Origin of the sequence: uncultured Desulfovibrio sp., from assembly GCF_910584445.1 — a bacterium.
GTDB lineage: Bacteria > Desulfobacterota > Desulfovibrionia > Desulfovibrionales > Desulfovibrionaceae > Desulfovibrio.
Map to the genome: position 1 here is coordinate 26623 of NZ_CAJUBO010000005.1, position 23050 is coordinate 49672.

Sequence of the window (23050 nt, forward strand, 5' to 3'; positions counted from 1 at the left end):
ATGGACCTCTCCGCGCTCAGCCGCCGCCCCAGCAGCGAAGAAATCAACGCCATGCCCCTGCGCCATTACGAGGGTCCGGTGGAGGTGGTCCGCACCGCCGAAGGCTGGGCCAGGGCCGAGGCGGACATGCGCCGCGACGGCATCCTCGGCTTTGACACGGAGACGCGGCCCACCTTTCGCAAGGGCAAGCTCAACGCGCCCTCGCTTATCCAGATTGCCACGGCGGGCACGGTCTATCTCATCCAGCTTGCGTGGCTGCCCTTTGGAGCGGCCTGCGCCGCCCTGCTCGCCTCCCCGGACATTATCAAGGCCGGCGTCAGCATTGGCGACGACATGCGCGCGCTGGCCCGGCTGCATCCGTTCACGCCCGCGGGTCTGGTGGATCTCGGCCAGGTGGCCCGCGCGCACCGGCTCCCCAATCAGGGGCTGCGGACCCTGGCGGCCAGCCTGTTCGGCTGGCGCATCTCCAAGGGGTCGCAATGCTCCAACTGGAGCCTCATGGAGCTGAGCCACCGGCAGATAGAATACGCCGCCACCGATGCCTGGATCGGCCGCTGCATCTACCTCCGGCTGCGCGAACTGGGGCTTGCCGACGGCAGCGCCTGCGATGCGGCCGCCCGGAAACGGCGGGGTCCCGGCGCGTGAGCCTGCCTCGCCACGACGCGCCCCCCCGGGATACGGGCACGGACGCGCGTCCGCTCTTCTTTTCCGGCGGCACGGCCCTGCGCGAGACCAGCCGCGCCCTTGCCCGGCGCACCCGCCATTCCGTCCACCTGCTCACCACCTTCGATTCCGGCGGCAGCTCCGCCGCCCTGCGCCGCGCCTTCGCCATGCCCGCCGTGGGCGACATCCGCAACCGTCTCGTGGCCCTGGCCGACGACACCGCCGTGCCCCCCGCGGCGCTTGCGTTCTTTGTCCGGCGCCTGCCGCCGGAAGGCGATGCCGACGAACTGCGCGCGTCCCTGGCCGCGCTCGGCCTGGCGGGGCATCCCGTCTGGCGTGACATGCCCGAAGTCTACGCGCGGGCATTCCGTCTCCACCTCGGCTGTTTTCTCCGGCGCATGCCCCCCACGTTCGAGCCGCGCCTCGCCTGCCTGGGCAACCTGCTGCTGGCGGGCGGCTATCTGCGCCACAAACGCGACCTGACGCCCCCCATCGCGCTCTTCAGCCGCCTGCTCGGCGTCCGGGGCACGGTCCTGCCCACGGTGGACGAGAGCCTCCACCTGGCCGCCGAGCTGGAGGACGGCAGCCGCGTGGTGGGACAGCACCATTTCAAGTCGCTCCCGAGTCCCGTGGCCCGGCTCCTGCTCACTGTCCACGAGCCTGACCGTCAGGGAGCGGACGCCGGAACGCCCGGCGCCTCCACGCCCTGCCGCCCGCGGCTTTCCGCCATGGCCGCCGAACATCTGCGCGCGGCCGATGCCATCTGCTACCCCATGGGCAGCTTTTATTCGAGCGTGCTGGCAAACCTGCTGCCCAGCGGGGTGGGCAGGGCCGTGGCCGCGCGCTCCTGCCCCAAGGTCTTCATCCCCAACACGGGAACAGACGCGGAACTGCGCGGCCTCAGCGTGGCCGGCCAGGTGGCGGCCATCCTGCGCGCATTGAGGCAGGACGCGCCCGGGGCGCGTACGGACGAGCTGCTGGATCTGGTCCTCGTCGACAGCCGCCACGGCCGCTACGAAGGCGGCCTCGGCCCGGAGGTCCGGCGTGAGATCGAAGCCATGGGCGTCCGTCTGGAAGACCGGGACATGATCCGGGAGGCCGAACCCTGCCGCCATGATCCGGAAGCCGTGGCCTCCCTGATGCTGGAGATCTGCGCCCGGCGGAGTCCGGCGTGAACGCCCCCGACGGCGGGACGGAGGCGTTGCCCCGCGGCTGCCTGCGCGTCACCGGGGAAGATGGCGGGACGCGGCTGGACCACGCCCTCGCCCGGCTTGTGGACGAAGGCCTGCGGGGGCGCCGGCGCCGCATCGCGCGGCAGGGCGTCCTGATCAACGGCATCCCCTGCCGCGACCCGGCCCGGCGCCTGCGGCGGGGCGACCTTCTTGCCCTTGCGCCGCCGAACGCCGCGCCCTCCGCGCCGGAAGCCACGACGCCCGCGCGCCTGCTCGCGCGCGTGGGAGACTTCTGCGTGCTCTTCAAGCCCGCCGGTCTGCACAGCGCGGCCCTGGCCGGAAACGACGGGGACAGTCTGGAAGCGCGCCTCCCGGCCCTGTGCGGCCCGGTGCTGGGGCCGGGCGAGACGCCGGCCCTGCTCCAGCGGCTGGATCACGGCACCTCGGGACTCGTCTGTGCGGCCCTGACGCCGGAGGCGGCCCGCGCCTTCCGCGCCGCCGAAGCCGCGGGGAACTGCGAAAAACGCTATCTGACCCTGCTCACGGGCGCCCTGTGCGGCCCGCTGACCGCGCGCGCCCGTCTGGATACGGACCGGCGGCGCACAAGCCGCCTGATGACGGACGATGACGACCGGACGCGCTGGACGGAAATCTTTCCGCTGCATGTCTGGGAAGCGGACGCCGCGGCGCGGCTCCGCCTGCTGCTCGGCGGTCGCGGCACCTGCGGCGGACAGCCCGAAGCGCTCACGCTGGCGGCCTGCCGCATCCGGCGCGGCGCCCGGCACCAGATCCGCGCCCATGCCGCCGCTCTCGGGCATCCCCTGCTCGGGGACAGCCGCTATGCCGGAACAGGCACGGCGCAAGCCCTGCCGGAACGTTTCCACCTCCACCACGGCTTTCTGGCATGGCCGGAGGGCAGCTGCGCCGCGCCGCCGCCCTGGCCCTGGCTGGAGGCGCTCCTGCCGGCGGTCGCCCTGGCCCGTGTGCGGGAGTGGCTGCGTCTGGAAGGCGAAAAGGGGACTCCCCCCGGAAGCCCCCTGTTTCGCAGGGGATAAGGAACCGACGCGCCCTACCCGCAGCGGGAAAAGCCGCAGGCCGGGCAGATGAGGCAGCCTTCCTGAAAGACCAGAGCCTCCCCGCACTCGGGGCACTTCTGGCCGTCGATGTCCGTGACCGCACCCAGGCGCTCGTCCTTGAGATAGCGCTTTTCCAGCACCCAGGCGATGGCGTCGGGAATGGAGAGCAGCAGCCCCTTGCCCCGGAAGACGGGGTGCTCGCCGCCAATACCCTTGATCTGGGCCACCACGTCGCGCACGGCCACGCCCGAGCGCAGCGCCAGGGAAACGAGCCGCCCGATGGCCTCGGCCTTGGCCGTGATGGAGCGGCCGGACTTGCCGATGGTGGCGAACACCTCAAAGGGCTGCCCGTCCACCTCGTTGACGGTGAGGTACATGGCGCCCAGACCGGTCTGCACCTTCTGGGTGAAACCCTGCACCACATCGGGGCGCCTGCGGACGCCGGATACCGGAGCGGCCGGGGCCGCCGGCGCGCCATCGGTCCGGGTGCCGTCCATCTTCTTCTGGCCTTCGCCCGTGGCGAGCACCTGGACGCTCTTGCAGCCGTCCCGATAGACGGTCACGCCCTTGCAGCCCTCCTGATAGGCGAGCCAGTAGATATCGTGGATGTCCTTTTCCGTGGCGGAATTGGGCAGATTGACGGTCTTGGAGACGGCATTGTCCGTGTGCCGCTGAAAGGCGGCCTGCATCCGCAGGTGCCATACCGGCGCGATGTCCATGGCCGTGACGAAGGTCCTGCGCAAGGCCGCCGGAAGAAAGTCCATGTCCTGGATGGAGCCTTTGGCCGCCACGCTCTCCATAAGCTCGGGGCTGGCAAGGCCCGCGTCGGCCAGGGCGGATTCAAAATACGGGTTGACCTCCACCAGCCGCTCGCCGTCGAGGATATTGCGGGTGAAGCAGAGCGCGAAGAGCGGCTCCACGCCCGAGGAACAGCCCGCGATGATGGAGAGCGTGCCCGTGGGCGCGATGGTGGTCACGGTGGCGTTGCGGTAGGGGCCTTCGCCGCGCGCCGAGTAGATGGATGTGGGCCACGCCGGGAAGGGGCCGCGCTCCCTGGCGAGCTGCGCCGAGGCCTTGTGCCCCTCGCTCTGGACAAAGGCCATGAGCCGCTCGCCCAGGGCCACGCCCTCCGGCGAGTCATAGGCCACGCCAAGCTCATAGAGCAGGTCGGCAAAGCCCATGACGCCCAGGCCGATCTTGCGGTTCCGGCGCACGGTCTCGTCGATCATGGGCAGCGGGAAGCGCGAGGCGTCGATGACATTGTCGAGAAAGCGCACGGCCAGGTGGACGGCGCGGGCAAGGCCCTGCCAGTCCACGCCGTTGTCCGCCGGGTCCTTCCCGGCATCGTGCCCCGGCACATAAAAGCAGGACAGGTTGATGGAACCCAGGTTGCAGGCCTCGAACGGCAGCAGGGGCTGCTCGCCGCACGGGTTGGTGGATTCGATCTCGCCCTGGTCCGGCGTGGGATTGTCGCGGTTGATGCGGTCAAGGAACACGATGCCGGGATCGCCGGACTGCCACGCCTTTTTCACGAGCAGGGCAAAGATCTCCCGCGCGGGCAGCCTGCCCGCCGATTCGCCCGTGGCCGGCAGGCGCAGGTCATATTCCTCACCGCGCTCCACGGCCTGCATGAAGGCTTCGGTCAGGCCCACGGAAAGATTGAAATTGTTGAATTCGCCTTCCCGCTCCTTGGCGCGGATGAAATCCACGATATCAGGATGGTCCACGCGGAGGATGCCCATGTTGGCGCCGCGCCGCGTGCCGCCCTGCTTGATCTGCTCGGTGGCGGTATTGAAAATCCGCAGGAAGGAGACCGGCCCGGAGGCCACGCCGCCGGTGGAGCCGACGCGGCTTTCCCTGGGCCGCAGCCGCGAAAAGGAAAAGCCCGTGCCGCCGCCGGACTTGTGGATCATGGCCGCGTACTTGACGGCGTCGAAGATCTCCTCGATGGAATCCCCCACCGGCAGGACAAAGCAGGCCGAAAGCTGGCCCAGGTCCGTGCCCGCGTTCATGAGCGTGGGAGAATTGGGGAGAAACCGCCAGCTCGTCATGAGGTCGTAAAATTCGCGCGCCAGCGCTTCCGGCGTGTAGGGCGATTGCGGATACTTGACCTCTTCCTCCGCCATGGCCGAGGCCACGCGCCAGAACAGGCCGCGCGGGTCTTCCGCCAGCGCTCCATCCAGATCCTTGCGGAGGTAGCGCTTTTCCAGCACGACTTCAGTATTGGGCTTGAGAGAGGGCCTGGGCAAATTTCTGGGCATGGGCATCATGGCGCGAGATCCGTGGGCTTGTGTCGGTGAACGAAGGGAAAGGCCGGAACCAAGGCGGCCTTATACGCCAGCCGGGTCCGAAACAAAAGCCCCGCCAGCCCGCTTGTCTCGGATAACGAGGCGTATTAATGAAGAAATTTTTACGATTTTTTCCCGAATTTGCCGCACGGGCCGCCCCGCGCGGGCGCGGCGAAAATCTGCGCCCCGCTTCTGTGGTCGCGCCGGGGACGCGATTCCCGCCCCGGACCCTCCCCACCGGCGACAAGCCGCACGCAAGCCCCGGAGGGGAGCGCGCCGGCATCCTCCAGCAGGGCGAGTCCGCAGGCCGCGCAGGCATAGCGCGCCTGTCCGCGCACGCCCGGGACCGCAAACGGCGAGGAAAGCACGCGCGCTTCCGGCGCGGCGCTCCCGTCGCCGCGGGATCGCCCGAAGCCGCCTTCTTCCCCGGGCGCCCCCAGCAGAAGCGGCGAGAGCGAAAGGCTGCGCTTGGCGAGTCCGGCGCGCGCCGAAAGCGCGGCCAGCCACTGCGGCGCGCCCTCCGGCGAAAAGGTGAAGTGGCACCACGCCCCGCGCGCCAGCGGGCAGGGATCGTCCTGCGTGCAAGGGGCATACGCCGAAAGGCCGCCGGCAAGGGCCGCCTCCCGCAGGCGCATCATGGTCGTGCCACCGAGTCTGGTGCCCGGTTCCACAAAGAGCAGGGCGGGCGATGCCCCGGCGTCCGCGCCGGCGCCGTCGTCCCCGCGCCGGACCGGAGCGGCCAGCAACGGTGACCAGGCCTCCAGCAGCCGCTCCAGGCGCTCGTCCACACGATCCCCCGCATCGGCCTCCCAGGCGTCCCCCGCGTCCTCATCACGGACGCCAGCGCCGGCATGGCCGCCCCGCGCCGGGCGCACTTCATTGAGCACATTGGCCGCCGTGATCAGCCAGGGACGCGCCCGGGCGCCGCGCACAAGCGGCAGGGCGCGCGCCGCAAGGCTTTCGAGGGGACCGCGCTCCAGGCGCACCGGCCAGCCCGGCGCGCCCAGCAGTTCCGCCCAGGCCGCAAACAGCGCGCGCCCCAGCTCCAGAGGCTGCGCCGCGCTGTCCAGCGCGAGCACGCGCACCGGCGCCGAGCGCCACTCGGGCCGGGCGAGCCAGAGCGCCAGGGGCACGGTCAGCGGCCCGGAACCCGCGTCCATGAGCAGCGCTTCCCCCTGCCCCGGCGGCGGCAGCGGCAGGCCCCTGAAGAGCCGCGTCAGGCGCACCAGATTCCAGGGAAGGAAATAATACAGATAGGCGCTCACAAAGGCCGGGCGGCTCCAGTAGGGCCGGCGCAGTTCCGCCCGCTCGGCGGTGAGCGCGCGGGAAAGGGCCGCGATGTCCTCGGGCAGCGAGCGGCGGTGCGCGGCCGAGAGCGGGCGGACGCGTTCCAGGGCTTCGGGCAGGCGCGCCAGGGCCGTCTGCGCGGCGGCATCCAGCGGCGGAAAGAGCATGCCCGTCACCGGCCACGGCGCGGCCACGGGGCGCCCGGCATGATGCCCGGTGCCTCCTCCCCCGCGCCCGGTCCCCCGCGGGCGGCGCGGCGGCGGAACTGCCGGGCCGCGCTTGCGCGCGGGTGCGGCGGCTGCGGAGGACGGAGCGGCGGCAGCGGGGGGTGCGGAACGACGCGGCATTTACTCTCCCAGACGCATATGGGCAAGATAGGCCCGTTGGAATGCCGGATCTTCCGTAAGCTCCAGCACCACGGCGCGCTCACAGAGGGCGGCGAGGGACTCCAGACGTTCCGGGCATGCGGCCAGGAGGCACGCGCCCTCAAGCGCCGCATTGCCCACGGCCGCGATGCGCCCTTCCGGCACGCCCGGCGCAAAGCCCAGTTCCTTGAGGTCTCCGGGCCGCACATGCGCGCCCAGCGCCCCGGCGAGCGCCAGGCGCCGCACAGACGAAGGCGCCACGCCCCCGGCGGCGCACACGGCCTCCAGCGCCACGGCGAAGGCCGCCTTGACCTTGAGCAGCAGCTCCACATCGCCGGCCGAAAGCCAGAGGCCCAGGGGCAGGCGCAGCCGCGCGCCGGTCGGCGACAACTCAAGGCGGCGCCCGAGGGCGCGGGCCAGCGGGAACGCACGCTCACCGGCGTCCGCAAAGTGCCCGTCCGCATCGAGCACGCCCAGACGGCGCAGCAGGGCCAGAAGCGAGAGATAGCCCGTGGCGCTGATGCCCGCGGCCCGGAGAGGGGCGGAAGCGCTCTCCCGCCCCTCTCCGGCGAACAGCACAGGCGCGGGACCCTCCGGCCCGAGGCGGAACTCCGTGACCACGCCGGGCGCCGCCATCCTGCCGCATTCGGGACCGATGCCTTCCAGCGCGGGACCAAGGGGCACGCTGGCGAGGAATAGCCTCTCCTCTGCCGTGAGCAGGGCCAGCTCGCCATTGGTGCCGAGATCGGCCAGCACGAAGGGGCGCGGCATCCCGGCCGCCAGCATGGCGGCAAGCCCGGCGCTCAGGTCTCCGCCCACAAAGGGCGCGGGCAGCGGCGGGATGAGCACGGGCGCGAGTCCGGGCAGCTCCGTCAGGCAGCCGCCCGCATGCGAGCGCCGGTAGGGCGCGGCGCACAGGCCCGTCACGTCGCGTCCGAGAAAAATATCCGTCATGGCGGTATTGGCCGCCACGCAGAGACGCACCGGCGCAAGCCCCGCGCGGCCCAGGTCGGCGGCGATGCGGCGGACCGCCGCGCGCGCCAGTTCGCCGAGCGTGGCAAGGCCCCCGGCCTGACGGGCGAAGGCCAGGCGCGACATGACGTCCGCCCCGGCCCCGGCCTGGGGATTGAGCATGCCCCCTTCGGCAAGGACGCGCCCGGGCCGCGCCCCACCGCCCTCCTCCCGGGAAGGGAGCGCCACGGCGCGCCACTGGAGGGAGGTCGTGCCCAGATCCACGCCCAGGACTACCGGCCCGGCATACGCAAGCGGCGGGGTGACGGCGGCGTCCGCAGGGGCAGGCGTCTCCGCCGGCACTTCCAGCTCCAGCGGTCCCCCGGCGCCGTCTTCCGGCGGGACGCGACGGCGGCACGAAAGACGCCAGCCGTCGGCCAGTTCCTGCGGGGAAAATACGGCGCCTTCTTCCGGCAGGGGCGGCGGCGCGTCCCGCCGGTAGCGGACGCGGCAACGCCCGCACCGGCTCAGGCCCAGACAGAGCGGACGCGGCGGCACCGCCCCGGAGAGCCAGATGGCGCTGGCGAGATCGTCCCCCTGCCGGGCGGAGACCTCGATGCCACGGGTCCCGGACCGCGCAGCCTCAGCCGTTGCCGGGGCCGGGAACAGGCGCAGGCGCACGCCCATCCTGTCCGCTTCCGCTTATTTCCAGAGGTTGCCGTACTTGGCGGCGATACCGTCCGTGCGCTCCACCAGCTTGTCCACCAGGGCGTCCAGGTCGTCGGCGTTGACCGTGCCCACCTCGCGCGCGAGCAGATAGCCGAGGTAGCCCTTGCCCTGGCTGAAGACCCAGCACACGCCATAGACGGAGCCAACGCCCGGACGGCTCGGAAATTCCGGCGCGGTGTTCAGCAGGACGCGCAGTTCCGGCGCGTCCCGTTCCTCATCGGCATTGAGCCGGAAAAGGCTGCTCTGGTTGAAACGCTCCTTGAGCCTGGTGCTCAGGCGCGCGCCGATGCTGTCCGTGCCGTCCACCTGCACGCTGACCACGGTGGTGCGGTCCGCGCTTTTCTGCGGCGCATCCTGGACAGGCTTGCCGGCCTGGGGGGCAGCGGCCTGGGCGGCGGACACGGGGGCGGCCCAGAAGCAGGAAGCCGCCAGCAGCACGGCGGCGGAGCAAAGGAAAAGCGGACGGATGGCGTGCATGGGATCCCTCACTGGCTGGAGATGCGGTCGCCCTTCACCGGGGCAATGACCGGAAAAAGTCTACACTTTTTTTGGAAAAAGGCCAAGGGCGGACGCGGGGGGAGGCGAAGCGGCCCGCCGGAAGCTTTTCCGCCGGGAGCTTTCCCCTTCCGTTTTTTCCCCTCGCCTCCCGGGCCGGAACCGGCAGCATCCGTGAGAAAATGGCATATCCCCATCCCGATGGCTTGTGCGTCGTTTCGTTTTCGTGTATCTTCAGTCCCTCAAAACACCATCCGCCGGGAAGGATGTGTGGGGGCTGATGGTTGAAGGCAGGGTCCGGTGCCGATGCCGGGCCGCAAACAGGTTTTTCACAGGAGGGAATGGGATGTCTCAGGAAAACTCAGACATCGTTGTCGATCGGAGCAAATCGCAGTTCTCCGATCTCTGGAAGAAGGAAGACTACTGGGCCATCTGGATCGGCCTCTTCCTGATCGCCGTGGCGGCGTTCCTTGTCTTCGGCGGCCGCCAGGGCCTGGAGGCCAAGTACGACCAGTACGCGGCCACGCTCAAGGCTGAAGCCGCCAAACCGTTCAAGACCATCGAGTGGTATGAGGCTTCCGCCGCCCAGAAAGGGCTTCAGGGCCAGAAGCTCCCCGCCGTGGCCTCGCTCATCAACTACATCAAGACGCCCGCGCGCTGGAGTTCCAACCCCATGCAGGCGCTCGTCCTGAGCAAGGCTGACGCCGACAAGATGAACGCCGCCACGCAGCCCAAGGTGGACGCCGCCAAGGCCGCCGAAGCCGCCGCGCTCGACGCCGCCAGGGCCGCCCAGGCCGCCGCCGCTGAGGCCGGCTTTCAGGAAGCCCCGCTGAACGAGGCCGCCACCGCCGCCATCGCCCAGTGGCAAACCGCCAAGAAGGCCACCGCCGACGCTTCCAAGAAGCTCGTCAAGCCCTTCAACCGCATTCCCACGCTCATCGTCCTCGGCCTGTGCCTCGGCGTGCTCGTCACCATCGGCGCCACCGTCATGGGCTTCAATCCGGTCAGGTTCTTCCTGGCCTTCCTTGGCGTGTACATCCTCTGCATCATCGCCAACATCCTCGGCAACCAGGTGACCATGCGCCGCTACGGCGCCAACGCCGAGATCTGGTCCATCGCCCTCGGCATGATCATCGCCAATACCATCGGCACGCCCAAATGGCTCAAGGACGGCGCCCAGGTCGAATACTACATCAAGATCGGCCTGGTCCTGCTTGGCGCCGACGTGCTCTTCCACAAGATCATGGCTATCGGCATCCCCGGCATCTTCGTGGCCTGGGTGGTGACGCCCATCGTGCTCATCAGCACCTACATCTTCGGCCAGAAGGTGCTCAAGATCCCCTCCCGCACCCTGAACATCGTCATCTCGGCCGACATGTCCGTGTGCGGCACCTCCGCGGCCATCGCCACGGCGGCCGCCGCCCGCGCCAAGAAGGAAGAGCTGACCCTCTCCCTCGGCCTCTCCATGACCTTCACCGCCATCATGATGATCGCCATGCCGGCCTTCATCAAGGCTGTGGGCATGCCCGAGATCCTGGGTGGCGCGTGGATCGGCGGCACGGTCGACGCCACGGGCGCCGTGGCCGCGGCCGGCGCGTGGATCGGTCCCAAGGCCCTCCAGGTGGCCGCCACGGTCAAGATGATCCAGAACGTCCTCATCGGCGTGACCGCCTTCTGCGTCGCCATCTACTTCACCACCAAGGTGGATAACAGCGGCGAAACCGTGGGCGCGGGCGAGATCTGGAACCGCTTCCCGAAGTTCGTCATCGGCTTCCTGGCGGTCTCCATCATCATGTCCATCATCAGCGCCAACCTTGGCGGCGATTTCGCCAAGATGCTCGTGGACAACGGCGTCAACAAGGTCGCCAATCCGTTGCGCGGCTGGTTCTTCTGCCTGGCCTTCATCTCCATCGGCCTGACCACCGACTTCCGCGCCCTTGCCAAGTACTTCAAGGGCGGCAAGCCGGTCATCCTCTATGTCTGCGGTCAGTCCCTCAACCTCTGCCTGACCTTGCTCATGGCCTGGATCATGTTCTACAAGGTCTTCCCGGAAATCACGGCGCGCATCTAGCGCTCCGCACAACTGCAAAAGCCGCCGCGGCCGCAAGCCGCGGCGGCTTTTTTTGAGACGCCATGCCGCCGGTCCTTCACAAGCTGTTCAAACTCTGCTGCTGTCTGGGCGCGCTGTGGTTCTTCTTCGCCGTTGCCGGGCCGTGGCTGTTTTCGCTTTCGCCCGCCTGGCAGCGCTACGACGCCGTCCAGGAAGAATACAACATCCACAGCGGCGCCATCTACTACACGGACGTACCTGTCACGCAGGAATCCGAAGAGGCCACGCGCAAGGCCGTGCGTGAAGGCATGGCAACGCGCATGCAACGCCGCCTTGAAGATCGCAAGACGGCGGAACAGGCCCATGGGTCCGCGCGCTGAAGCCCTGCCCGGCGATGCTGCCGCCGCAGGCGGCGCCCCGGCGGGAGCGCCCCGGCCGCGCTATGTGGTGAGCGGGTGCCTGGCCGGGATCGCCTGCCGCTACGATGGCGGCAGCAATCCCTGCCCGCAGGTGATGCGTCTGGTGGCGGCCGGCCTGGCCGTCCCCCTCTGCCCCGAAAGCCTGTCCGGCCTGCCCGTGCCGCGCCCTCCCTGCGAACAATGCGCCCCGGGCCGGGGGGAGCATGACGCCATCCGGGTCCTCTCCCGCGACGGACGCGATCTGACGGCGGCCTTTCTGCGGGGCGCGGAACGCGCCTTCAGGGCCGCCAGCGCCGTCGGCTGCCGCGAGGCTATCCTCAAGTCCCGCTCCCCGTCCTGCGGTGTGGGCCAGGTCTATGACGGCACCTTCAGCCGCAGCCTCCGGCCCGGCGACGGCCTGTGGGCGCGCCTGCTGCGTGAAGCCGGCTTCACCCTCTGGACGGAGGAACATCTGCCGCCAGAGCGCTTCCTCAATTCCATTGCGAAAACGCGCTAGCCCCTGGTGATGGTGAACTGCCTTTTGCCGCCCTTCTTGCTCTGATACAATGCCGCATCCGCGTTTTGGTACACTTCGATGAAGCGGCTGCCCGCAGCAGGAGAAATGGCGACACCGATGCTCGCCGAGAGCTTCCATTGCGCTGTTCCGTCACTGCACACGAAATTCAGGGCCTCAACAAGCTCCCGGGCTTTTTCCTCCGCCCATGCGGCATTGGGAATGGGGATGAAGGCCACAAATTCATCGCCGCCGATGCGCCCCACGATATCGTGTTCCCGAAAATGTTTCCTGATGCGGGAAGAAAACTCCCTGATGCAGCGGTCCCCGAATGCGTGCCCAAACCCGTCATTGGCCTGCTTGAAATTGTCGATGTCAAAGATGAAAAAGGCATGCGCCGCATCGGGATGCCGCATGAGCGCGCGGTCGATCATGCGTTCCGTGGCTTTCTTGGTATAGCATCCGGTCATCTCATCGATATTCGCCAGGGCTTCCTTCCGTTTTTCCGCATCGATGTTCTTCCTGTAGGTGAACATATGCACGCAATCATCATCGGGGGAATGAAACACATGGGCATCGATCCGCATCCAGTGCCAGTTTTTGCCGTCCTGCGCGATCATGAGGTCATAGCTCAGGCGCTGGTTTCCCTTGTGAAATTCGCGCAAGACGTTTTTGGCAGTGAACAGGTTGACATATCCCTCCCTGAATTCGGGGTCGATCTGTTTTTCGGCAATGACCCGCAGCCCTTCATCATAGGAGAGGCCCTCGGCCCCGATGCTGGAAAAATACTGCTCCGTATTTTTTCCTATGCAACGATTTGCGGTTATATTCCATTCATAGATATTGTCATATAATTGTTCTGTCGCTTTTCGGAAAAGCACCAGCCGTTGTTCAATGACATTGGTGATCTTCCTGTTAAAATTCCTGATCACGATGGTGATGATGACAAGCACGCTTGCAATGATCAGCAGGATGACAACAAGCGACTTGAATACCTGCGATTTGATGTTCCTGACAAGCTGAGAGGTATTCTGCTCGACGAGCAGATACCAGGAAAGCCCCGGCATGTATCGGGCAACCACATACCACGATTCCTGTCCCTCAAGCTGGGACGACGCCCATACCCCGAAATTTCTCTCACTGTCGTGACTGTCAAGGATGCTGCTCTGTATCTGCTCCATGCCATAGGTTTTGAACCACTGTTTTTCCTCATCGCCGGTGTGGCCGATGGAGACCTGGATATTGCCGGCCTGATCCAGAAGAAAAACCTCGACACCATATTTTTCCTCATACTCTCTGAGGATACGCTTCAAGTATTCCGTATGGATGCCAATGCCGACGACTCCGACGACATTTCCCCCGGCATCGAAGATCTTGCAGTTGACAAAAACGGCGATGGCATTTTCCGCGCCCGCCACTTCATCATTATCGACATTCAGCGAATACGTTTCCCGGGAGCGCAGGAATTTGTAATACCAGCCGTTTTCGGGGTTCTCCCGGGAGAGCACCCTGTCGATGCCGTTGGGGCTGTAATAGCGTCCCGTTGCCGTGGAAATCAGGAATACCGAATCAAAATGATCCATTTCGCGATATGCCGCGAGATAGGTCTGGATGGTACGCACATACGCCGCATCCTCAAGGCGCGCCGGTTCGCGCGTGAGGTGCTCGATGAGCAGGCTGTCCTGCGCCATGGTCTGGGCGATGTTCACGGGCCGCGTCAGGAGGGAGGAAAGCTGGTAGTAGATGCCGTCCGCGGTGAGGGAGGAGATCTGCTCGATGGCGTTCAGCGAGGCGCGGTAGTTGGCCTGATGGCTGAAAAACGCGGTCAGGATGAAGCCGATGAGCATGATGCCGCTCACCAGCAGATTGGTCTTGAGCACGTTGCTGTGCGTCATGGGGACAACGCTCCTGGTCCTTTGCGCCGGTTGCCCGCCACCGGGGCATGCCTTCCAGCGCGGCTGGCGGCAGATCGTCTGTTCCGCATGGCGCACCACGCAGCGGCCATCACCAGATGTTTCAGGAAGCCGCCCGCGGCGCCGCCCTGATGCCGCGCCGCCCCAGTTCGGCCACCACCTTGGCGCAGAATTCCGGAAGCCGCGCCTCAAGCTCGGGCGTCAACTCAGGGGAGAGGGTCTGCCAATCCCGGGGCTGGATGCCGAAGACAACGGCGTGCGGCCTGTGGCCGGCCAGCTCGCAGCTCACCAGGGTGTCCACCAGATCGGTCTGGTGCATGGAATCCCTGAAGCTCAGGCTCCGGCGCAGGTCCTCCCCTTCCAGAAGGTAGATCGTGCCCGGCGCCTCCGGGCCGAGCACCACATCCAGCACCACCAGCAGGTCGCAGTCCATGATGTCGGGCATGAGCATCAGGCCCTGGGTGGCGCCGTCGAGCAGGCGCACCGTGTCCGGCCACACATAGTCGCGTTCGAGCCGCTCCACGGCGGCCACGCCGAACCCTTCGTCACTCAGGAGGATATTGCCCACGCCAAGCAGGAGCACGCGCGGTGTTTCCACAGGCCCTCCGCCTCTCCCTGTCCCCGGGCGCCCCGGGATACGGAAAGGGCGGGCCTGCGCCCGCCCCCGATCATGCCATGACTCGCCGCGGCCCGGCCCTTGCGCCGCTGCCGCGCGATGATTTCCTACAGGACCTTGAACTTGTGGACCTGGTTGGTCTGCCCGTCGATGACATGCACCGCGCAGGCGATGCAGGGGTCAAAGGAATGGATGACGCGCAGGATCTCCACCGGACGCGCGGGATCGGCCACGGGCGTGCCCACAAGGGCTTCCTCGCCGGCACTGGGGATGTCCTTGGCGTCGCGCGGGCTGAGGTTCCAGGTGGTGGGCACCACGAGCTGGAAGTTGGCGATGCGCGCCTCGTCGTCGGTCACAAGCCAGTGCGAGAGGCCGCCGCGCGGCGCATTGACGAAGCCCACGCCCCTGGCGTTTTTGGGGGCTTCGTAGTTCTCCACGATCTGCTTGTCGTTGATGATATTGTTTTCGTACTGCTTGATCCAGGTCTCGATCTGCTGGGCAATGGCGAGCGTCTCGATGCCGCGCGCGGCCGTGCGGCCAAGCGTGGAGAAGAGCGCCTCCGGCCCGATCTGGAGCGTGGAGAGGACCTTGTCCACCAGAGGCTTGATGGCCCTGTGCTCCTGGCCGTAGGCCACCAGCACCTGGGCGAGGGGTCCGGTCTCCATGGCGATGCCGTCATAGCGCGGCGCCTTGAGCCAGGAATACTTGTCCTTGTCGCCCATGCTCGTGAAGTGCGGCACGGTCTCCCCTTCATAGGGATGGAGCGCCTTGTCGCCCTCATACCAGCTGTGGCGCACGCCCTCGGCGATCTTGTCGGGGTCCATGCCGCGCACCTTGCCGATCTTGCGGTCAAGGATGATGCCGGGTTTGAGCCAGCGCTTCTGAAGGTCGCGCTCGCCGCCCGGATCGGGAAATTCGCCAAAGGCCATGAAGTTGCGCGTGCCGCCGTAGGTGGCGCACTCCTTGTACTGGCTGCCGATGGCGAGGAGGTCGGGGATGTAGTAGTCCTCGATGAAGGCCCGCGTTTCCTTGTACAGGTCGGTGAATTCCTTGATGCGCTCGGGGGTGAGCGCGTCATAGCAGGTCACGCCGCCGCCCACCGTGAACTGGGTGTGCGGGTTCTTGGCGCCGAAAACGGCCATGGCGCGCGCGGCCTTGACCTGGACGCGCAGGGCCGCGAGATAGTCCGCCGTGCCGATGAGGTTGAGTTCCGGGCTGAGCGTGTAGGCGGGGTGGCTGCCGAGGAAGTAGGCATTGGTGAAGGGGCCGAGCTGGCCGCTGTCCACAAAGGCCTTGAGCTTGGCCTGGACGGCGCGGTAGTCGTCGGCCGTGACCTTGCGGTTGGAGATGGAGGTGGCGATCTTCGCGGCCTTGACCGGGTCGCCCTGCAGGGCATTGACCACATCCACGAAATCCAGGGCGTGCAGGGCGTAGAAATGCACGAGATGGTCGTGGAGGAAGAGCATGCCGAGGACAAGGTTGCGGATGAAGGTGGCGTTGGCCGGGATGGGCTTGTTGATGGCGTCTTCCAGGGCGCGGGTGGAGGCCAGCGCGTGGGTGTAGGTGCAGACGCCGCAGGTGCGCTGGGTGAAATGGGGCGCGTCAAAGGGGTCGCGCCCCTTGAGGATGATCTCCAGCCCGCGGAACAGGGTGCCCACGCAGCGGGCTTCCTTGATCTTGCCGTTTTCCACCTCCGCCTCGACGCGGAGGTGCCCCTCGATGCGGGTCAGCGGATCGACCACGACCGGACCGCTGTAGGTGCTCTGGGGCGCTTTGATGACCTGGCTCATGGTTTCCCCCTAGTTCTTGTAGAATGGCGTCATGTCGTCCCAGAAACCCGGTTCGCTACAGCCGATGCAGGGACTGCCGGCGCCCACGGGCCAGTTGGTCTGGTTGAACAGCACCGCCGGGCAGTTGTTGTAGGTTTGCGGACCCTTGCAGCCCAGGTCATACAGACACCAGCCCTTGCGCGCCTCCTCGGAATTGAAGGAGGGGGCGAACTCGCCGGCGTCAAAATGCTTGCGCCGCTCGCAGCGGTCATGGACGGTCTGCCCGTAGAACATGAGCGGACGGCCAAGCTCGTCGAGCTTGATGTCAATGCCGTTGAGATAGGCCACGATGGTGCCCACCATGTTGATGGGATTGGGCGGGCAGCCCGCGATGTTGATGACCTTAACGCCCATGTCCGCATAGGCCTCGCCCACGCCCACGGCCTCGGTGGGATTGGGCTTCGCCGCCTGGATGCCGCCGTAGCAGGCGCAGGTGCCGATGGCGAGGTTGAGCTTGGACTTGGGCAGGATATCCTTGCAGATATCATACATGGTCTTGCCGCCCACATAGCCGTACTTGCCGTCCATGCCCGTGGGGATGGCGCCTTCCACCATGCAGATGAAGCCCTGCGGCGAATTGACGGCCTCCTCGAGGGCCTCTTCCGCCGCATGGCCGGCGGCGGCCATGATGGTCTCCTGATAATCCAGAGAGATGGTGTCGAGGATGAGGCTGTCGATATACGGCTTGTACATCCGCAGGAGCGCCTCGGAGCAGCCCGTGCATTCGGCGGTGTGGAGATAGACCACGTTGGGACGGCGCCCGGTGAGGGCGGCGGCCACGTCATCGGCGAAGGCCGGTCCCATGCCCATGGTAACGGCCACGGCGGTGCAGAATTTCATGAAGTCGCGGCGGCTCACGCCCTGGCGTTCCAAACGCTCCTCTCCGCTCTGTTTGCCCAGACCCACGGCAATACGCATAGTCGCCTCCTGGCAAAAAAGTGCATGGCGACCAGACGCGCGTGCCCCCGCGTCGCCAGCGGCCCAGACCAGGCCATCGCCATTTGCCCGCAACGATACACCCATGGACCCACGGGGTCAACAGGCGCAGGACTTTTGCACCGCCTCTGCGGACCCGTCCGCCTGGCCGCAAGCCCTCCGGCCCGCGCCGGTGCGGGATTCCCCGCTGTTGGTCCCGTTTGCGCTTCCCGATCCCGGATCAGGCCTCAAGTTTTTTCGAGAACTGCCGATGAGGGACAGCGAAGGCTTCCGTCCTTCCTGGCTGATGCCCGGCCGCCGGCGGGAAACGGCGGCACCGCCGCGTCACGGCGCGGCCGCGCCCGGTTTTTCGCGCCGCCGGAGGCGCGAACCGCCCCGACGGACCCGTGGCCCTTCCCCTGAACCTTTGCCCATTTGGAACCTCTGCCCCGATGATCGACGCCCTGCACAGCATCAGTGCCCGCCCTGTCGGACCGGTCAGCACCGCCGCGGGCGCCGGGAGCGCCCCGGGCCAGGCATTCGCGGACGCCGCCGCATTGCCGGGCCTGGGCGACTACGGACGCCGCGACAGGAACGGCGCGGCCCTCACCGGCGCCCACGTCGGCGACAAAAACCGCCTGAGGGGCGATCGCCCGGAGGCGGGCGCCACCGGGCAGGGCGCGGACGCCGCCGAGGGAAGCGCCACGGGCGATTCCCTGCATCTCAGTCAGGAGGCTCAGGACCAGCTTCGCAGGCTCAAACAGCGCGATGCCGAGGTGCGCGCCCATGAGCGGGCGCACATGGCCGCCGGCGGCCAGTATGTGTCCGGCGGCCCGAGCTATACCTACCAGCAGGGTCCGGACGGCCGGCAATACGCCATTGGCGGCCATGTTTCCATCGACGTCTCTTCCGTGCCGGACGATCCCGAGGCGGGGGCCGCCAAGGCGCGCCAGGTGCGACGCGCGGCCCTGGCCCCCGGCGACCCCTCGGCCCAGGACCGGGCCGTGGCTGCCAAAGCAGCGGCGCAGGAGGCGCGCGCGACCCGCGAGAAACGGGAGGATGCGGAAGAGGACGCCACAGGCGTTGCGGAAGGCGCCCGCGCGGCGGCACCCGCTGCCGATCCGCGCGCCCAGGTCTCTCCGTCCGCCACGGGGACCGGCAGAGACGAGACCGCCGCCGTCAGCCACGAGACGGACGCCCATGCCCTGACGCGCGCGGCGGAAGCCTACGCCGCCATGGCGCAGCGCGGCGTCATGCCCACGGCCCTGGCGCCCGGGGGCACGGGCATTTCCCTCCAGATATGAAAAACGCTGTCATTCAATAGAAAATAGCCACCAAACCATCTGAAAAGCCGCGCCGCGCGGGCGCAAACGCGCTTGCGCGGGCACGGCTTCCGCCCCCGGCGGCAGACCCTATTCATGCGCTGCCGGTTCGGGATGTGGCGGGTTGTGTACTGCCACAATTCTCCGTCAAAAACAGCCTTTTTCACCGGCAAACGAAAAATCATAGCGTACTTTGTCTTTTTAATGCGGCCTGAGTCTGGGAAACGTTCCCGCTATTCCGCCGCCGCATACTCCCGCGCGCGGGCCAGCCGCGCCAGCGTCTCGGCCCGGCCCAGGAAGGCCATGATCTCATTGAGGTGCGAACCGCCCATGAAGCCCATGAGCGCCGTGCGCAACGGCGGCGCCACTTCCTTGAACTTCAGGCCGTTGTCCGCCACATAGGCGTTGAGCGCGGACTCGATGGAGGGCGCGTCAAACGGCTCCACTGCGGCAAAAACAGCCGCCAGCGCCGCCAGATGCTCCTTGCCCGCCGCGCTGAAGTGCCTGTCGGCATCCTTTGCCGCATACTCCAGTTCTGCCGCGCCCACCAGAAGCGGACGGAAACTTTCCGCCAGGGCCGCCAGATTGCTCGCCCGCTCGCGGAACATGACGCACAGCGGCTCCAGCCGGGCATAGGGATCGTCGCCCAGGCGCTCCCACAAGCCGGCCGCCCTGGCGAACGGCTCCACCAGTTCCACCAGCTGGTTCAACGGCAGTTCGCGCATGAAGCGCGCGTTGCACCACTCCAGCTTGGCCGGGTCAAAGGCGGCGGCCGCCGGATTGAGGTTTTTGCCGTCAAAGAAGCGCACCAGCTCTTCCATGCTGAAAAGTTCCTGGTCGCCGTGCGACCAGCCGAGCCGCGCGAGATAGCTCACCAGCGCCTGGGGCAGGAGTCCGTCATGCTGATATTCCACCACGGCGCGCGCGCCGTGACGCTTGGAAAGCTTCTGCCGGTCCGGCCCGAGGATCATGGGCACATGCCCGAAACGCGGCACGGGAAGCCCCAGCGCCTCGTAGATGAGGATCTGGCGCGGCGTGTTGGAAACGTGGTCGTCCCCCCGGATGACGTGGGTCACGCCCATTTCGTGATCGTCCACCACCACGGCCATGTTGTAGGTGGGCATGCCGTCCGCGCGGCGCAGCACCATGTCGTCAAGCTCTCCGGCATCCACGGCGATGCGGCCCTTGACCATGTCGTCAAAAACGATCTTGCCCGCATGCGGCGCCTTGAGGCGCACGCACCGTCCCTCGCCCGGTCCCAGGCCCAGTTCCCGGCAATGGCCGTCATACCGGGGTTTGCGGCCCTCGCTGCGCGCGCGCTCGCGCATGGACTCCACCTCTTCCGGCGTGCAGGAACACCAGTAGGCGTGCCCGCTCGCCAGCAGCCTGTCCACATAGCTGTTGTACAGCTCGGTGCGCCGGGTCTGGTAGGTAAGTTCGTCATCCCAGTCAAGCCCGAGCCAGCGCATGGAGGCGAGGATGGAGTCCGTATATTCCTGTTTGGAACGCAGCAGATCCGTATCCTCGATGCGGAGATGGAAACGGCCGCCGTAGTGCCGCGCGAGCAGCCAGGAAAAAATCGCGGTACGCGCGCCGCCGATATGCAGATGCCCGGTGGGGCTGGGCGCGAAACGGGTAACAACGTCTGCCATGTGGTCTCCCCTGGCGCACGCGGCTGTAGAGGCATGCGCTCTCAAAAGGCAGGCTGGTCCGGCGCCCGGCGCGCGCATCCGTGACACGCGCGCCCGGCGGCAGCCGCCTGCGTTCATGATCGACAGGCGCTTCAGGAACGAAGCCGCTCCGAAGCGGGTCTCCTTTCGCCAGGCAGGCAAGCGCCGGCGTCAGCGCGCCTCGCTTTCGGCGCGCGCCAGCAGTTCCCGCGCCTCGGCGTTGTCCGGGTCCAGTTCCAGGGCCGTACGCAGGAGCGGCAGCGCGTGCATGCGGTCATTGGTCGCCAGAAAAACGGTGGCGAGGTTGATGGCGATGCGGGCCGAGGCGCGCGGCAGGTCGGGATTCAGCGCCAGGGCCTTGAGGCAGGCCCCGCGGGCCGCCTCGGCCTCCTTGCCCTCCAGCCAGGCCATGCCGAGATTGTAGTACAGGCCCTCGTCGTTGGGCGCGATGGTGAGCGCCTTCTGGTATTCCTCGGTGGCATCGCGCCAGCGCCCGGCGCGCCGCAGGAGCATCCCGAGCCGGTTGAAGGCCGTCAGGTCCTCGGGACCCCAGAAATCCTTGCGCGCATCCAGCGCCCGGCGCAGGAAACCGGCGGCGGTCTCCGGGTCGGACTCGGCATACAGGTCGGCCACGCGGGAGGCGACCCCCGCCACGCCCTCTTTCGCCTTCTGGTTGGAAAGCCTGACCGCTTCGCCAAAGACCTTGCGCGCCTTGTCCGTCTGGTTGAGCCGGAGATTCAGCTCGCCGATACGCAGCTTGCGCTCCAGATCCAGCGGCGAGATGCCGTCCATCCGTTCCAGGCATTCAAGCTCCCGCGCGGAGTCGCCCTTTTCGGCGTGCAGCGCGGCGAGCTTGCGCAGGGGATCGAGAAACATGGACGAGACGCCGGCGGCCTTGGCATAGGCGTCGGCGGCCTTGTCAAGCTCTCCCATGGCCTTGAAGATATCGCCCATGAGCAGGAGTCCGGCGGCGGCGTTGCTTTTCTGTTCCAGGGCCTGCATGCAGACCTGGAGCGCGCGCAGGTTTTCGCCCTGCCCCAGCAGAGACCGCGCCCACTCGAGCGAGCGCTCCACCTGGCCCTGCGGCCTGACGGTCAGGGCCACACGCTCCAGCAGGGCCGCGGCATCCACGGGCTTGATGATGCAGCCGTCCACCCCGCTCTCGTGCAGGAGGACGACGCGCTGCCGCTCGCTTTCGCGGGCGAGCATGAACACCTTGAGTTCCGGGTAGCCGTTCTTGAGCAGCCGCACGGCAAAGGTGAGGTCGCGACCCTTGATCTCACGCTCCACGAGGAGCAGGGGCGCCTGCCCGGCGTCCACCGCCTGGCGGGCGAGGCGCACGAGCATCTCGGCGCCCGAGGTCGCCACAAGGCAGGACACGGGCATCTTGAGTTCATCGCGGATGATGCCGCGCAAGGTGCCGATGAACGCCTCGTCATCGGAAACGCAGATGATGCGGCCGCCGTCGCGCAGATAGCCGATGACGGCTTCCTCATAGCCCTTGCGCTGGCGCGCGCCGTCCACCTTGGCGTCAGCAAGGCTCCTGTCGGCGCGGCGCATCTGGATGCGCCGGGCAAGACCACTTTTTTCCGCGTCCTCGTTCATGCAGTCCCCCTGTGCTGGCAGCGCGCTCGCGCGCGGCACGCTGCCGCGCACAGCCGTCAACGATAGTCAAAACCGCCGCCAACGTCCAGCGGACCGGGGGCGGAGTGGCCGTCCGGGAGCGGCATGCCCGGCGGCCGGTGCCCTATGCCCCGTTGACCACGTTGACGGGCCGCCCCTCCAGCCAGCGCCGGATATTCTCCGCGGCAAGATCGATGATCTTCTGCCGCGCCCGCACCGTGGCCCAGGCCATGTGCGGCGTGATGAGCACATTGGGCGCGCGGAGCAGCGGATTGTCCGGGCGGGGCGGCTCCGTGGAGAGCACATCCGTGCCCAGGCCGCCGAGGCGCCCGCTCCTGAGCGCCGCCGCCACCGCCGCTTCGTCCACAAGGGCGCCGCGTGCCGTATTCAGCAGCAGGGCGCCCGGGACCATGCGCGCAAGACGCGCGGCATCGATGATGTGCCGCGTCTCCGGCGTGAGCGGACAGTGCAGCGAGACCACATCGGACTCGGCCAGCAACTCTTCCAGCGGCGCGAAGGCAAACGGTCCCCAGGGCGGAGGATCGCGCGGCGTGCGCTGGCAGGCCAGCACCCGCATGCCGAACGCGTGCGCCAGTCTGCCCACGCACCTGCCGATGGCGCCGAAACCGACGATGCCCATGGTCATGTCCGTAAGGCAGATGGGCGTGCGCTGCCAGTAGCACCAGCGCCGCGCCCGCTCCCAGTCGCCATCGAGAACGCTGCCGGTGTGTTCCTGGGTGTGGTGGCAAAGTTCGAGCAGGAGCGCCATGACATGCTGGGCCACGTCGTCCACGCCGTAGGCTGTCACATTGCAGACGGGGACGCCGCGCTCGGCAAAGGCGTCCACATCCACGTTGTCATAGCCCGTGGCAAGCAGGGCCACCAGCCGCGCGGCGCGGAAGTGCCCCATGTCCTCGCGCCGAAGCTCGGTCTTGTTGGTGAGGAGGATGTCCGCCCCGCGCGCGCGCTCCGGCAGCTCCTCCCGGGTGGTCTCCGGGTGGACGGTCAGCTCGCCCAGGGCCGCGATGGGACCCCAGTCGACATCTCCGGGATTGAGGACGGCACCGTCGAGCACAACGATCTTCATGGAGTCCCCCGGCATCAGGCCCTGTTGTTCATCCCGCGCGCGCCGCCCATGGCCGGAGCGTGCCCGCCATTGGGCATCGGCTGTTCA

The 23050-nt window shown here is 67.6% G+C and carries 18 protein-coding genes; 7 read left to right on the plus strand and 11 right to left on the minus strand.

Going from position 1 to position 23050, the window contains the following annotated elements; all coding sequences use genetic code 11:
* Genes QZ294_RS03545 through QZ294_RS03555 form a run of 3 tightly spaced genes read left to right on the plus strand, consistent with a single transcriptional unit; the run spans position 1 to position 2890 of the window.
* Complete coding sequence (locus QZ294_RS03545; protein WP_297046894.1) at positions 1-645, plus strand: 3'-5' exonuclease; 645 nt, start codon at positions 1-3, stop codon at positions 643-645.
* A complete protein-coding gene (locus QZ294_RS03550) occupies positions 642-1838 on the plus strand; it encodes a GAK system CofD-like protein (RefSeq protein ID WP_297046897.1) in 1197 nt (398 codons plus the stop codon). Before QZ294_RS03545 ends, QZ294_RS03550 begins: the two co-directional genes overlap by 4 nt.
* Positions 1835-2890, plus strand: a complete 1056-nt coding sequence (locus tag QZ294_RS03555; RefSeq protein ID WP_297046899.1) for an RNA pseudouridine synthase — start codon at positions 1835-1837, stop codon at positions 2888-2890. Before QZ294_RS03550 ends, QZ294_RS03555 begins: the two co-directional genes overlap by 4 nt.
* Positions 2891-2904: 14 nt before the next feature.
* On the opposite strand, the gene QZ294_RS03560 is transcribed toward QZ294_RS03555, so the two are convergent.
* The 4 genes from QZ294_RS03560 to QZ294_RS03575 all read right to left on the minus strand — a co-directional run bounded on the left by QZ294_RS03560 (position 2905) and on the right by QZ294_RS03575 (position 9008).
* Positions 2905-5181, minus strand: a complete 2277-nt coding sequence (locus QZ294_RS03560; RefSeq protein ID WP_297046902.1) for a vitamin B12-dependent ribonucleotide reductase — start codon at positions 5179-5181, stop codon at positions 2905-2907.
* A gap of 140 nt (positions 5182-5321) precedes the next feature.
* The gene (locus QZ294_RS03565) at positions 5322-6653 is read right to left on the minus strand and encodes a small ribosomal subunit Rsm22 family protein (protein ID WP_297046905.1); all 1332 of its coding nucleotides are present in this window, start codon (positions 6651-6653) and stop codon (positions 5322-5324) included.
* A 180-nt stretch (positions 6654-6833) separates the two neighbouring features.
* Entirely contained in the window at positions 6834-8489 is a 1656-nt protein-coding gene (locus QZ294_RS03570; RefSeq protein WP_297046908.1) for an ASKHA domain-containing protein, read from the minus strand.
* Positions 8490-8504: 15 nt separating this feature from the next.
* On the minus strand, positions 8505-9008 hold the full coding sequence (locus QZ294_RS03575; protein ID WP_297046912.1) for a hypothetical protein: 504 nt from the start codon (positions 9006-9008) through the stop codon (positions 8505-8507).
* Between the two features lie 364 nt (positions 9009-9372).
* Between QZ294_RS03575 and QZ294_RS03580 the strand changes: the two genes are divergently transcribed.
* The 3 genes from QZ294_RS03580 to QZ294_RS03590 all read left to right on the plus strand — a co-directional run bounded on the left by QZ294_RS03580 (position 9373) and on the right by QZ294_RS03590 (position 11991).
* Positions 9373-11097 (plus strand): putative sulfate exporter family transporter, encoded by a 1725-nt coding sequence (locus QZ294_RS03580; protein ID WP_297046915.1) that lies wholly within the window; start codon positions 9373-9375, stop codon positions 11095-11097.
* A gap of 62 nt (positions 11098-11159) precedes the next feature.
* The gene (locus tag QZ294_RS03585; RefSeq protein ID WP_297046918.1) at positions 11160-11456 is read left to right on the plus strand and encodes a hypothetical protein; all 297 of its coding nucleotides are present in this window, start codon (positions 11160-11162) and stop codon (positions 11454-11456) included.
* Positions 11440-11991: a DUF523 domain-containing protein gene (locus QZ294_RS03590; protein WP_297046920.1), complete on the plus strand. Its 552-nt coding sequence runs from the start codon at positions 11440-11442 to the stop codon at positions 11989-11991. Before QZ294_RS03585 ends, QZ294_RS03590 begins: the two co-directional genes overlap by 17 nt.
* Here the strand turns inward: QZ294_RS03590 and QZ294_RS03595 are convergent.
* From QZ294_RS03595 to QZ294_RS03610, 4 genes are all read right to left on the minus strand, one after another.
* Positions 11988-13883, minus strand: coding sequence for a diguanylate cyclase (locus QZ294_RS03595; protein WP_297046922.1), 1896 nt, complete (start codon positions 13881-13883; stop codon positions 11988-11990). The genes QZ294_RS03590 and QZ294_RS03595 overlap by 4 nt on opposite strands.
* 121 nt (positions 13884-14004) lie before the next feature.
* Complete coding sequence (locus QZ294_RS03600; protein ID WP_297046925.1) at positions 14005-14499, minus strand: HyaD/HybD family hydrogenase maturation endopeptidase; 495 nt, start codon at positions 14497-14499, stop codon at positions 14005-14007.
* A gap of 125 nt (positions 14500-14624) precedes the next feature.
* Entirely contained in the window at positions 14625-16307 is a 1683-nt protein-coding gene (locus tag QZ294_RS03605; RefSeq protein WP_297046928.1) for a nickel-dependent hydrogenase large subunit, read from the minus strand.
* 9 nt (positions 16308-16316) lie between these two features.
* Entirely contained in the window at positions 16317-17264 is a 948-nt protein-coding gene (locus QZ294_RS03610; protein ID WP_297046931.1) for a hydrogenase small subunit, read from the minus strand.
* A 449-nt stretch (positions 17265-17713) separates the two neighbouring features.
* On the opposite strand from QZ294_RS03610, the gene QZ294_RS03615 reads away from it, so the two are divergent.
* On the plus strand, positions 17714-18565 hold the full coding sequence (locus tag QZ294_RS03615; protein ID WP_297046934.1) for a putative metalloprotease CJM1_0395 family protein: 852 nt from the start codon (positions 17714-17716) through the stop codon (positions 18563-18565).
* A gap of 251 nt (positions 18566-18816) precedes the next feature.
* Here QZ294_RS03615 and gltX read toward each other — a convergent pair whose 3' ends face one another.
* The 3 genes from gltX to QZ294_RS03630 form a co-directional block, all read right to left on the minus strand.
* Entirely contained in the window at positions 18817-20235 is a 1419-nt protein-coding gene (gltX, locus tag QZ294_RS03620) for a glutamate--tRNA ligase (RefSeq protein WP_297046937.1), read from the minus strand.
* A 189-nt stretch (positions 20236-20424) separates the two neighbouring features.
* Positions 20425-21858 (minus strand): tetratricopeptide repeat protein, encoded by a 1434-nt coding sequence (locus tag QZ294_RS03625; protein WP_297046940.1) that lies wholly within the window; start codon positions 21856-21858, stop codon positions 20425-20427.
* 142 nt (positions 21859-22000) lie between these two features.
* Positions 22001-22963, minus strand: a complete 963-nt coding sequence (locus QZ294_RS03630; RefSeq protein WP_297046942.1) for a D-2-hydroxyacid dehydrogenase — start codon at positions 22961-22963, stop codon at positions 22001-22003.
* Positions 22964-23050 lie beyond the last annotated feature (87 nt).

What these genes read in the sequence shown, in the direction of transcription:
- QZ294_RS03630 (WP_297046942.1), bottom strand. Translation starts at nt 22,963, where the DNA reads ATGAAGATCGTTGTGCTCGACGGTGCCGTCCTCAATCCCGGAGATGTC.
- QZ294_RS03560 (WP_297046902.1), bottom strand. Translation starts at nt 5,181, where the DNA reads ATGATGCCCATGCCCAGAAATTTGCCCAGGCCCTCTCTCAAGCCCAAT.
- QZ294_RS03610 (WP_297046931.1), bottom strand. Translation starts at nt 17,264, where the DNA reads ATGCGTATTGCCGTGGGTCTGGGCAAACAGAGCGGAGAGGAGCGTTTG.
- QZ294_RS03605 (WP_297046928.1), bottom strand. Translation starts at nt 16,307, where the DNA reads ATGAGCCAGGTCATCAAAGCGCCCCAGAGCACCTACAGCGGTCCGGTC.
- QZ294_RS03570 (WP_297046908.1), bottom strand. Translation starts at nt 8,489, where the DNA reads ATGGGCGTGCGCCTGCGCCTGTTCCCGGCCCCGGCAACGGCTGAGGCT.
- QZ294_RS03590 (WP_297046920.1), top strand. Translation starts at nt 11,440, where the DNA reads ATGGGTCCGCGCGCTGAAGCCCTGCCCGGCGATGCTGCCGCCGCAGGC.
- QZ294_RS03575 (WP_297046912.1), bottom strand. Translation starts at nt 9,008, where the DNA reads ATGCACGCCATCCGTCCGCTTTTCCTTTGCTCCGCCGCCGTGCTGCTG.
- QZ294_RS03625 (WP_297046940.1), bottom strand. Translation starts at nt 21,858, where the DNA reads ATGAACGAGGACGCGGAAAAAAGTGGTCTTGCCCGGCGCATCCAGATG.
- QZ294_RS03595 (WP_297046922.1), bottom strand. Translation starts at nt 13,883, where the DNA reads ATGACGCACAGCAACGTGCTCAAGACCAATCTGCTGGTGAGCGGCATC.
- QZ294_RS03565 (WP_297046905.1), bottom strand. Translation starts at nt 6,653, where the DNA reads ATGCTCTTTCCGCCGCTGGATGCCGCCGCGCAGACGGCCCTGGCGCGC.
- QZ294_RS03615 (WP_297046934.1), top strand. Translation starts at nt 17,714, where the DNA reads ATGATCGACGCCCTGCACAGCATCAGTGCCCGCCCTGTCGGACCGGTC.
- gltX (WP_297046937.1), bottom strand. Translation starts at nt 20,235, where the DNA reads ATGGCAGACGTTGTTACCCGTTTCGCGCCCAGCCCCACCGGGCATCTG.
- QZ294_RS03580 (WP_297046915.1), top strand. Translation starts at nt 9,373, where the DNA reads ATGTCTCAGGAAAACTCAGACATCGTTGTCGATCGGAGCAAATCGCAG.
- QZ294_RS03545 (WP_297046894.1), top strand. Translation starts at nt 1, where the DNA reads ATGGACCTCTCCGCGCTCAGCCGCCGCCCCAGCAGCGAAGAAATCAAC.
- QZ294_RS03585 (WP_297046918.1), top strand. Translation starts at nt 11,160, where the DNA reads ATGCCGCCGGTCCTTCACAAGCTGTTCAAACTCTGCTGCTGTCTGGGC.